The 10,306-nt window shown below is 69.2% G+C and carries 11 protein-coding genes and 1 pseudogene; 6 read left to right on the top strand and 6 right to left on the bottom strand.

The genetic code is table 11. The features are described from left to right. Positions 1 to 30 precede the first annotated feature (30 nt). Both FUT87_RS25190 and FUT87_RS25185 read right to left on the bottom strand, forming a co-directional pair. Positions 31 to 1,251: a hypothetical protein gene (locus tag FUT87_RS25190; RefSeq protein WP_147242767.1), complete on the bottom strand. Its 1,221-nt coding sequence runs from the start codon at positions 1,249 to 1,251 to the stop codon at positions 31 to 33. Between the two features lie 211 nt (positions 1,252 to 1,462). Next, entirely contained in the window at positions 1,463 to 2,377 is a 915-nt protein-coding gene (locus FUT87_RS25185; RefSeq protein ID WP_147242766.1) for a YihY/virulence factor BrkB family protein, read from the bottom strand. 153 nt (positions 2,378 to 2,530) lie between these two features. Between FUT87_RS25185 and FUT87_RS25180 the strand changes: the two genes are divergently transcribed. Next, entirely contained in the window at positions 2,531 to 2,872 is a 342-nt protein-coding gene (locus tag FUT87_RS25180; RefSeq protein ID WP_147242765.1) for a PRC-barrel domain-containing protein, read from the top strand. Positions 2,873 to 3,091: 219 nt separating this feature from the next. Here the strand turns inward: FUT87_RS25180 and FUT87_RS25175 are convergent, their stop codons facing one another. Continuing rightward, positions 3,092 to 3,547, bottom strand: coding sequence for a CBS domain-containing protein (locus tag FUT87_RS25175; protein WP_091724801.1), 456 nt, complete (start codon positions 3,545 to 3,547; stop codon positions 3,092 to 3,094). Positions 3,548 to 3,647: 100 nt separating this feature from the next. Between FUT87_RS25175 and FUT87_RS25170 the strand changes: the two are divergent. The 3 genes and pseudogenes from FUT87_RS25170 (at position 3,648) to FUT87_RS25160 (ending at position 6,209) form a co-directional block, all read left to right on the top strand. Beyond that, a pseudogene (locus FUT87_RS25170) lies at positions 3,648 to 4,960 on the top strand (O-acetylhomoserine aminocarboxypropyltransferase). 5 nt (positions 4,961 to 4,965) lie between these two features. Then, positions 4,966 to 5,787, top strand: coding sequence for an alpha/beta fold hydrolase (locus FUT87_RS25165; protein WP_147242768.1), 822 nt, complete (start codon positions 4,966 to 4,968; stop codon positions 5,785 to 5,787). A 62-nt stretch (positions 5,788 to 5,849) separates the two neighbouring features. Further along, positions 5,850 to 6,209 carry a DUF962 domain-containing protein gene (locus FUT87_RS25160; RefSeq protein WP_147242535.1) on the top strand — a complete coding sequence of 120 codons (360 nt, stop codon included), beginning with the start codon at positions 5,850 to 5,852 and terminating at the stop codon, positions 6,207 to 6,209. Between the two features lie 61 nt (positions 6,210 to 6,270). Here the strand turns inward: FUT87_RS25160 and FUT87_RS25155 are convergent, their stop codons facing one another. The 3 genes from FUT87_RS25155 to kbl are packed head-to-tail and all read right to left on the bottom strand — an operon-like array spanning position 6,271 to position 9,261. Beyond that, positions 6,271 to 7,002, bottom strand: coding sequence for a hypothetical protein (locus tag FUT87_RS25155; protein ID WP_147242536.1), 732 nt, complete (start codon positions 7,000 to 7,002; stop codon positions 6,271 to 6,273). 42 nt (positions 7,003 to 7,044) lie between these two features. Next, positions 7,045 to 8,022 carry an NAD-dependent epimerase/dehydratase family protein gene (locus FUT87_RS25150; RefSeq protein ID WP_147242537.1) on the bottom strand — a complete coding sequence of 326 codons (978 nt, stop codon included), beginning with the start codon at positions 8,020 to 8,022 and terminating at the stop codon, positions 7,045 to 7,047. A gap of 21 nt (positions 8,023 to 8,043) precedes the next feature. After that, positions 8,044 to 9,261 carry a glycine C-acetyltransferase gene (kbl, locus tag FUT87_RS25145; protein WP_091724806.1) on the bottom strand — a complete coding sequence of 406 codons (1,218 nt, stop codon included), beginning with the start codon at positions 9,259 to 9,261 and terminating at the stop codon, positions 8,044 to 8,046. Between the two features lie 130 nt (positions 9,262 to 9,391). Here kbl and FUT87_RS25140 point away from each other — a divergent pair, with 130 nt between their 5' ends. Both FUT87_RS25140 and FUT87_RS25135 read left to right on the top strand, forming a co-directional pair. Then, positions 9,392 to 9,970 (top strand): helix-turn-helix domain-containing protein, encoded by a 579-nt coding sequence (locus FUT87_RS25140; protein WP_147242538.1) that lies wholly within the window; start codon positions 9,392 to 9,394, stop codon positions 9,968 to 9,970. 110 nt (positions 9,971 to 10,080) lie between these two features. Then, positions 10,081 to 10,306, top strand: a 226-nt coding sequence (locus FUT87_RS25135) for a hypothetical protein (RefSeq protein ID WP_147242764.1), incomplete at its 3' end; no start/stop codon positions are given.

The following is a 10,306-nucleotide window of genomic DNA, read 5'->3' as shown; positions in this document are numbered from 1 at the left end:
CGTCACCGCGACGCGCGGCTCATCGCGGCCTCACTTGGTCTTGCTGGGGGACGACCCCGAGGAAGAGCCGGAGGACGAGCCCGGCGTCGTGCTGCTGGATGCGCCGGGCGTGGCGCCGGTGGAGGCGCTGGACAGGCTGGACGACCCGCTGGTGGTGGACTGGCCGCTCTCGTGCGTCCCGGTGCCGCTGCCCAGCGTGTTGCCGCCCTGCCCGAAGCGCGTCGAGTCGCTGGTGTCCTGCGAACTCATCGACTGCCCCGACGAGGATCCGGTGCCGCTGGACGAGCCCTGCCGCGAGGAGCGCTCCGAACGCCACTTGTTGAAGTCCTCGGAAAACTTCTGGTAGCGGTCCTGGCGCCAGCCGTGATAGTCGTTGTCGAGGCTGCGCATCTGCTCGGCGCGCCACTGCTCGTAGTCGGGGTCGTAATGCTGCCGGCGCTGCGACTGGGCGCCGTAGCCGCCGCCCTGTTCGCCGTAACCGCCGTAGCTGCCCGAACCACCCGAACCGCCATAGCTGCCGGACTGGCCACCATAACCGCCAGACTGCCCTCCGTAGCCGCCGGACTGGCCGCCATAGCCGCCACGCTGGCTGCCCGGATAACCGCGACCTTCGAGTCCGCCACCCTGCGCGTCCTGGCTGCCGCCGTAATGCTCGCCGAGCGAGGCGCCATAGCTGCTGCTCGAGCTGGAGCCGGCCATGCCGCCATAGTCGCCGCGGCGACCGGCATCCTCGCGCCAGCCTTCATGGCGAGGTCCCTGGTCGCGATAAGCGCCCGAGCCGGTGCTGTCACGCCCGTAGCCGCTGGACGCGCCATAGCTGCGGCTGCCGTAGTCGCCGGACCCGCTGTAGCCGCCGTAGCCGCCGCTGTCGCCCTGGCTGCCACCGCCGTAGTTGCCGCTCATCGAGCGCCCGCGGTCACCGCCCCAGCCTTCGTTCTCGTAGCCGCCGCGATAGCCACCCTGGCTCTGGTAGTCGCCGTGGCTGCGGTAGTCCTGGCGGTAGTCGTCGCGCTCGTCGCGGCCCTGGCCATAGTTGCCGCCGTAACCGCCGCTGTAGCCACCGCCGCGCGGGTCATCCCGGTCGGCTTGGAAGCTCGAGCCCTGATAGGCCGCCTGCTGGTCCTCCCGCGACCGGTCCTGGCCGCGCTGGCTGCCCGTCTGCGCCCCGTAGTGCGAACGATCGCGATCGCCCTGGCCCCACTGGTTGTCCTGACGCTGGTCCTGTCTGCCTCGTTGCCCATACTGGTTCATGGCACTTCCTTTCAGGCGTTTCGCCGGTTGTACAAACCCGGCGGCCCATGCCGCCGAATCCACAAGGGATCAAGGCAAACCTCATGCCGGCGTCGACGGACCTGACGGCCGGGATCGCCGTGTTCATCGGGCATCCACGGCACAACAGCGACACGGACGCGGAACGTGGGCGGGACATCGGCGCGGCGTCGGCACCGCGCCGAGAAAGATCTCAGCGGGCCTGGAGCGCCCGCGCCGCGGTGGCGGCGGCCTGCTCCCGCAGGCTGTGGCGCTTGGCGAAGGCCCAACTGAGTTCGGCGCCCATCAGGAAGACCTGCGTCGAGTAGTAGACCCACAGCATCATCACCACCAGCGAGGCCGCCGCGCCGTAAGCGGAACTGACGCCGCTGCGGCCGATGTAGAGCCCGATCAGCGTCTTGCCCAGGCTGAACAGCGCCGAGGTGATCAGCGCGCCGACCCAGACGTCGCGCCAGCGCACCGGCACGTCCGGCACCCATTTGTAGATGACGGCGAACATCACGGTGATCAGCGCATAGGCGAGCGTGGCGTTCAGCACCTGCGCCAGCAGCACGAACTCCGCGCCCAGCCAGCCGGTCCACCACTTGCTGATCGCCGCCAGCGCGGCGCTGGCGACCATCGACACCATCGACAGGAAACCCAGGCCGAGGATCAGCCCGAGGGACAGCAGCCGCTTGCGCAGCAGCGTCAGCAGGCTTTTCCAGACGGGACCGCTGTTCACCAGCGGCGCCTTCCAGATGCGGTTGAGCGAGTTCTGCAACTCGGCGAAAACCGAGGTCGCGCCCACCAGCAGCACGACGGTCCCGATCGCGGCGGCCCAGCCGCCCTCGTCGGGCCGGTTCACGCGCTTGAGCAGGTCCTCCACGGCCATCGCGCCCTGCGTGCCCAGCAGGTCCGAGAGCTGCGCCATCACCTCGCCGCGCGCGGCCTGCTCGCCGAACACCAGCCCGGCCACGCTGATGACGATCAGCAGCAGCGGCGCGATCGAGAACAGCGTGTAGTAGGCCAGCGCCGCGCCCATGCTGGGCGCGTTGTCGTCGCTCCAGCCTTGCGCGGCCTCGCTGACGATGTCGACGGCTTCACGGACGGCGGTGGGCAGCTTGGGCATGCGGGAGGGCCGCGGCGCGGCGGTGAAGAGTTCCCTTGTTCAGGCAAGGGAAATTCCCGGTCGAGTTGCGTACGAGCGGGCGCGCCGCGCGGAGCAGTGCGGCACGCGATTTGCCTCCTTCCCCTTATCGCAACTGACTAGGAGATCCCCCTCATGGCCAGCACCACCATCGCCTCCGATCGCGTCGAAGGCACCAAGGTCTACAACGGCAACGGCGACAAGCTCGGCACCATCGACAACCTGGTGATCGACAAACGCTCGGGACTCGTCCGCTATGCAGCCCTGGAGTTCGGCGGCTTCATGGGCATCGGCACCGACCGCTATCCCATCCCCTGGAACATGCTCAAGTACGACACCAGCCTCGACGGCTACGTCGTCCCCCTGCGCGAAGACCAGCTCGAGAAGGCCCCACGCTACGCCCAGACCGACCGCCCCGAGTACACCGACGAGTACGGCCGCAAGGTCTACGACTACTACGGCGTCGCCTGGATGTGACGCCCGCCGCGGCGCCCGGCTGGGCGCGGGGCGGCGTTGCAGATCCTCGCCATAGCGCCGCTATGGCTCCGGTCTGCGCCTAGCCCCGCATCCCAGCCGGACACCGCGGCAGGCATCACATCTGTCTCGCCGCGCACGACTGCCCCTTGACCGAGGGCGCGGTGGGCAAAGACAAACGCCCCGTGGAAGCGGGGCGTTTTTTCTTGTGCGCGAGTCGCGTCAGGAGGGCTGGGCGCCGTCCTCGGACGGCCAATCCCGGATGTAGGCCTTCAGCATCCGGTTCTCGAAATCCTGCGCATCCACCACCGTCTTGGCCACGTCGTAGAACGAAATCACGCCCATCAACTGCTTGCCATTGAGCACCGGCATGTAGCGCGCGTGACGACCCAGCATCATCCGCCGCACCTCGTCGATCTCGGTCTCCGGCGTGCAAGTCAGCGGCGCATCATCCATCACGCTGCGCACCAGCCGCGTCCCGACACTCCCGCCGTTGCCCACCACCGCCTGGATGACCTCGCGAAAGGTGAGCATGCCCACCAGGTCGCCAAACTCCATCACGACCAGCGAGCCGATGTCGCGCTCGGCCATGGTCTCGGCCGCTTGCGCCAGCGGCGTGTCCGGAGAGACAGTGAACAGCGTGCTGCCCTTGACGCGCAGGATGTCGGAGACTTTCATGGTCGCCTGAGAAAAACGTGAGGAAAAGTTGGCCGCCAACATAGCACACAATGCCCGGCGCCAGACCTCACCTCACCGCATGACAAGCAGGAGACCACCCATGTCAGGTCCTTCCGACCCGGGCTTTGATACCTTGGCGCTACACGCCGGCGCCGCGCCCGACCCCAGCACCGGCGCCCGCGCCGTGCCGCTGCACCTGACCACCTCCTTCGTGTTCGAAAGCGCCGAACAGGCCGCCGGCCTGTTCAACATGGAGCGCAGCGGACACGTCTACTCCCGGCTGTCCAACCCGACGACCGCCGTGCTGGAGGAACGCATCGCCGCACTCGACGGCGGCGTCGGCGCCATCGCCACCGCCAGCGGCCAGGCCGCACTGCACCTGGCCATCGCCACGATCGCCAGCGCCGGCGACCACATCGTGGCCTCGAGCGCGCTGTACGGCGGCTCGCACAATCTGCTGCACTACACGCTCAAGCGCTTCGGCATCTCGACAACCTTCGTCCGGCCCGGCGACCTCGACGCCTGGCGCGCGGCGATCCGGCCCGAGACCCGGCTGCTGCTCGGCGAAAGCCTGGGCAACCCGGGACTGGACGTGCTGGACATCCCCGCCATCGCCCAGATCGCTCACGACGCCCACCGCCCGCTGCTGGTGGACGCGACCTTCGCAACCCCCTACCTGCAGCAGCCGATCGCGCTGGGCGCCGACCTGGTCCATCACTCGGCGACCAAGTTCCTCTGCGGCCACGGCACCGTGGTGGGTGGGCTGCTGGTCGACGCGGCCGCTTCGACTGGGACCGCGCCCACGCGGCCAGCGGCGACCGCCGCCGCTACGCCGAACTCTGCGAACCCTACGACGGCTTCCACGGCATGGTGTTCAACGAGGAAAGCACGGTGGGCGCCTTCCTGCTGCGCGCGCGCCGCGAAGGCCTGCGCGACTTCGGCGCCTGCATGAGCCCGCACACCGCCTGGCTGATGCTGCAAGGCATCGAGACGCTGCCGCTGCGCATGCAGCGCCACGTGAGCAACGCCCAGCGGATCGCCGAGTTCCTCGAATCGCAGGACATCGTCGAACGCGTCAACTACCCCGGCCTGCCCTCGCACCGCGACCACGCGCTGGCGCAGCGCCTGATGCCCAAGGGCGCCGGCGCGGTGTTCAGCTTCGACCTGAAGGGTGGCCGCGAGCCCGGCCGCCGCTTCATCGAATCGCTGCGGCTGTTCTCGCACCTGGCCAATGTCGGCGATGCGCGCTCGCTGGTGATCCATCCGGCCTCGACGACGCATTTCCGCATGGACGACGCGGCGCTCGCCGCCTCCGGCATCGGCGCAGGAACGATCCGGCTGTCGATCGGCCTGGAGGATCCCGAGGACCTGATCGCCGATCTCAAGTCCGCATTGAAGGTGGCCGCCAAATGAGCGCGATGAAGCTGAACGTCCAGGGCCGCCCGGCCTACGCCTACACCGGCGGCAAGCGCTTCGATGCGACGCTGCCCGTCGTCGTGTTCATCCACGGCGCGCTGCACGACCACAGCGTGTGGACGCTGCTGGCCCGCTACTTCGCCCACCACGGGCGCGGCGTGCTGGCGGTGGACCTGCCCGGCCACGGCCGCAGCGCAGGGCCGGCGCTGGATGACGTCGAGGCGCTCGGCGACTGGATCAACGCGCTGCTGGACACCGCCGGCGTGACGGCCGACCGCGCGGTCTCGCTGGTCGGGCACTCGATGGGATCGCTGATCGCGCTCGAGGCCGCGGCACGGCGCCCGGCGCGCATCGCCAGGCTGGCGATGGTCGGCACGGCCTGGCCGATGAAGGTCTCGGACGCGCTGCTGGCCACCTCGCGCGAGCGGCCGCGCGCGGCGATGGCCATGGTCAACGCGTTCTCGCATGCGACGACCGCCGGCAAGCCGTCCTACCCGGCGCCGGGCGCCTGGCTGCACGGCGGCAATCTCGCGCTGATGGAGCGCATGCAGGATGGCTACGGCGAACGGGGCAACCTGTTCGAGCACGACTTCCTGGTCTGCGATCGCTACCAGGGTGCGCCGCAGGCCGCCGCGAAGCTGACGGCCGCCGGCGTGCGGACCGAGCTCATCCTTGGCGCGAAGGACGTGATGACGCCGCCCAAGGCGGCGAAGCAGCTGGCCGAGTTGCTGGGCGCGCGGGTGCAGACGCTGCCGGCCGGGCATTCACTGATGACCGAGGCGCCGGAAGGGATGTTGAATGCGCTGAAGGCGGCGCTCGGCTGAGCGCCGTACGGTGAGCCCCTCACCCGCGGACGGCCCCGCGAGGGCCGCGCCAGGAGACGCCCATGAGCACCAGCCCCCTGCCCCACGCGCCGCGCGACTCGGACGCCGGCGCGGACCGCGTCAAGGCGATGCGCAGCTTCGCCGAGTTCTATCCCTTCTACCTCGGCGAGCACCGCAACCGCACCTGCCGCCGACTGCACTTCGTCGGCTCGACGCTGGGGCTGGCGTTCCTGGCCTACGCGCTCGCGACGCAGCGCTGGGGCTTCATCCTGATCGGGCTGCTGTGCGGCTACGCCTTCGCCTGGGTGGGGCACTTCGGCTTCGAGAAGAACAAGCCCGCCTCGTTCAAGCGCCCGCTCTACAGCTTCATGGGCGACTGGGTCATGTACAAGGACATCTGGACCGGGAAGATCCGGTTCTGAGCGTCCCCGTGGGAGGGGATTAGGTCGATGCCGACATCGGACCGGCGCTGCCAGCAGCCGGTCAGGACTTGCCCGATTCAGGCAGCAAGGCCTTGGCCGCCTCGATCCGCATCGCCATCGGCAGCGTCGCGTCGTTCATGACGTGCAGCAGGAAGGCGCGGGGGTCGGTGAAGTTCGTCGGGCTGGCTGACTGAACGGCAGGCGTCGACGTCACCCGCGGCGCTTCCGGCGTCGCCTCGCCGGTCAATGCGCGGTCCGAGCGCCCGTCAGGGCGTGCGTCGTCCTGCGGGCCGCGCGGCGCGAGGGCCGCCAGCGCCGCCTCCCACGCCTGCGGCGTGATCGACTTCAAGGACTTCAGCAGATCCGCCTGCCCTTCGGCGCCGGGCGGGATGTCCAGCCACGTCGCCTCGACGAACACCGGCGCGAGATCCGGTGCGACGAACGCCGACCATTGCCCTTCCCGGACTTCGGCCGGCATCACCGGCGGCTCCGTCAGCCAGCGAATGCGCGGGCCCGCGATGCCGGCCAGGTATCGGGACTTCAGGCCCTCGAAGAAGGCGGCGGCCGCCTCAGGCGCGCAGCCGCGCTCCAGCGAAAACCACAGCTGATAGCTGTTCTCGCCCGCGATGGCGATGCCCGGCGCGGGCAGCGCCAGGTCGAGCTGCACGCCACGCCACACGTTGGCAAGCAGCTCCCAATCCGACGGGCGCCCCACATCGAGCACGAGCGCGCGCGAGGCCCCATCTGCGCCGGCGGCGTAGAGGCGTTGGAATTCAGCAGCGAGTCGGGACACGGCGTGTTCAGGGCAACGAAGACAGCCCGTGACTCTACGTCCTCAGGCCTGCGCCGCCTGGGCGGCTGTAGCGCCCTGCTCGGCCTGCGCCTTCAGCGAGGCCAGCATGTCGTCGGCCATCGCGTCCAGGTCGTAGCCCAGCTTCCAGCCCCAGTCGCGCTGCGCGACGCTGTCATCGATGGACTGCGGCCAGCTCGCGGCGATGTTCTGGCGGAAGTCCGGCGCGTAGTCGATCGTGAAGCCCGCGATGCGACGGCGGATCGACGCGGCGATCTGCTCCGGCGTGAAGCTCACGCCCGCCAGGTTGTAGCTGCCCCACTCGGTGATGCGCTCCGCCGGTGCCTCCATCAGCTCGATCGTCGCGCGCAGCGCATCCGGCATGTACATCATCGGCAGCGCCTGGTCCTCTTTCAGGAAGCAGGTGTAGCGGCCGTGCTTGAGCGCCTCGTGGAAGATCTCCACCGCGTAGTCGGTCGTGCCGCCGCCCGGGGGCGTCTTCCAGCTGATCAGGCCGGGATAGCGCAGGCTGCGCACGTCGACGCCGTGGTTGGCGTGGTACCAGCGGCACCAGCCCTCGCCGGCCAGCTTGGAGATGCCGTAGATCGTCGTCGGGTCCATCACCGTCGTCTGCGGCGTGGCCTGCTTGGGCGTCTGCGGTCCGAAGGCGGCGATGGAACTCGGCCAGAACACGCGCTCCAGCTTCGCCGTGCGCGCCAGCTCCAGCACGTTCAGCAGGCCCTTCATGTTCAGGTCCCAGGCCCACATCGGATGCTTCTCGCCCGTGGCGGACAGCGCCGCGGCCAGGTGATAGATCTGCGTGATGCCGTGCCGCTTGACCACCGCCGCCAGCGCCGCCGCATCGGTGACGTCCAGCATCTCGTGGGTCAGCTGCGGCACGCGGCCCTGCGGGGCGACGTCGCTGGTGATGACATTGGCGTTGCCATGGCGCTTGGCCAGCTCCACCGCCAGTTCGGAACCGATCTGGCCGTTCGCGCCGATCAACAGGATCTTGGTCGTCATGGGGATCTTCTTCTCAGCGCCTTACTTCACCAGTCCCAGCTCGCGGCCCGCCTGCGCGAACGCGGCCACGGCCCGCTCCAGGTGCTCGCGCTCGTGCACCGCCGAGATCTGCACCCGCACCCGGGCCTGCTCCTTGGGCACCACCGGATAGAAGAAGCCGACCGCATACACGCCCAGCTCCAGCAGCCGCGCGCTCAGTTGCTGCGCCTTGACCGCGTCGAACAGCATCACCGGCACGATCGGATGCGTGCCCGGCTTGATCTGGAAACCCGCCTGCTGGATGGCCTCGCGGAAGAAGGCGGTGTTGGCCTCGAGCTTGTCGCGCAGCGCGGTGCTCCCTTCCAGCAGGTCCAGCACCGCGATGGACGCGCCGACGATGCTCGGCGCCACCGTGTTGGAGAACAGGTAGGGCCGCGAGCGCTGGCGCAGCAGCTCGATCACTTCCTTGCGCCCCGTCGTGAAGCCGCCCGACGCGCCACCCAGCGCCTTGCCCAGCGTGCCGGTGATGATGTCGACCTTGCCGAACACGCCGCGGTACTCGTGGGTGCCGCGGCCGGTCTTGCCCATGAAGCCGCTGGCATGGCATTCGTCGATCGCCAGCAGCGCGCCGAAGCGATCGGTGATCTCGCGCATCTTGTCCAGTTGCGCGATCGTGCCGTCCATCGAGAACACACCGTCGGTGAAGACCATGACGTGACGCGCGCCGGCGGCGCGGGCCGCGGTCAGCTGCGCCTCCAGGTCGGCCATGTCGTTGTGCTTGTAGCGGAAGCGCTTGGCCTTGCACAGGCGGATGCCGTCGATGATGGACGCGTGGTTCAGCTCGTCGCTGATGATCGCGTCCTGCTCGCCCAGCAGCGGCTCGAACAGCCCGCCGTTGGCGTCGAAGGCGGCGGCGTAGAGGATGGTGTCCTCGGTCCCGAGGAAACGCGCCAGGCGCTGCTCGAGTTCCTTGTGAATGTCCTGCGTGCCGCAGATGAAGCGCACCGACGACAGGCCGTAGCCATGGGTGCGCAGCGCCTCGTGGGCGGCCTCCACCACCTTCGGATGCGAGGACAGGCCCAGGTAGTTGTTGGCGCACAGGTTGAGGACCTCGCGCCCGTCTCGCGTCTTGACGACGGCGCCCTGCGGGCTGGTGATGATGCGTTCGCTCTTGAAGAGGCCGGCGTCGCGGATGCCCTGCAGCTCGTTCTGCAGGTGGCGATAGAAGTCGTCGGTGGACGGGGAGGCGATGTTGGTCATGCGGTGCTCCTGCGGCACAATCCGTTAAATCGAACGCGTTCGTTATATCGAACAGCCGTGCAGTATCAAGGAAGAGCGGAGGCCGGTCAAGGCGCCTTCTTCCACCCCGGAACGCCCTCGCCCGCCTCAGATGTCCGCCAATCCTTCCGAAAAACTGGAACCTCCCCGCGTGGGCGCGACGCTGCAGGCGCTGCGGCAAGCCCAGGGCCTGTCGCTGGACGAGCTGTCGCGGCGGGCGGGCGTCTCCAAGTCGATGCTCTCGCAGATCGAGCGCAACCAGGCCAATCCCACGGTGGCCGTGGTGTGGCGGCTTGCCAATGCGCTGCGGGTGGAGTTGTCGGAGCTGCTGGGCGGCGAGCGGCCCGCCGCCCCGCCGATCGAGGTGGTCGCCTCGCACGCGACGCCAGCGCTGTCGAGCCCGGACGGCCTGTGCCGGCTGCGCATCCTCGGCCCCATCGACCTGGCCGGCAACTTCGAGTGGTACGAGCTGATGGTGCAGCCCGGCGGCGCCCTCGAGTCCGCCGCGCACGAGCCCGGCTCGCGCGAGCACCTGAGCGTGCTGGCCGGTGAACTCGAGGTCACGGCCGGCGGCAGCCGCCAGCTCGTCAAGAGCGGCGAGACCGCGCGCTACGCCGTGGACGGCGCGCACGCGATCCGCAACCTGTCGAAGAAGGCGGCGACGGCGCTGCTCGTGGTGCTGCACGCCTGATCGCGGCGGACAACCCGGATCACCTCCTGTTACTTGACCCGCGCGTCGTGGTCGAGACAATCGCCCGATTCGCGGAGGCGAGGGAGCGTATTGCAGTCAAGGCAGTCCACATGCAGCAACGCTCGTTTTCAGAGAAGCATCCCCACATCCCCACCCCGACCCAGCCGGCCACCGTCGACACCGAGACCCAGGCGAAGCAGCTCCAGCTGCTCGACGGTTCGGCGCGCCTGCGCGTGGCCGAGCAGCGCGCCCGCGAGCACCGCGCGCAGCCGCTGATCGACAAGGCCGCGCTGCCGCTGGGCGCGACGCCCAAGTACGGCATGAAGCCCACCGGCG

The organism is Mitsuaria sp. TWR114 (genome assembly GCF_007997345.1).
Note: the sequence above shows the minus strand (reverse complement) of the source record. Positions and strands in the feature narration are given on the sequence as shown.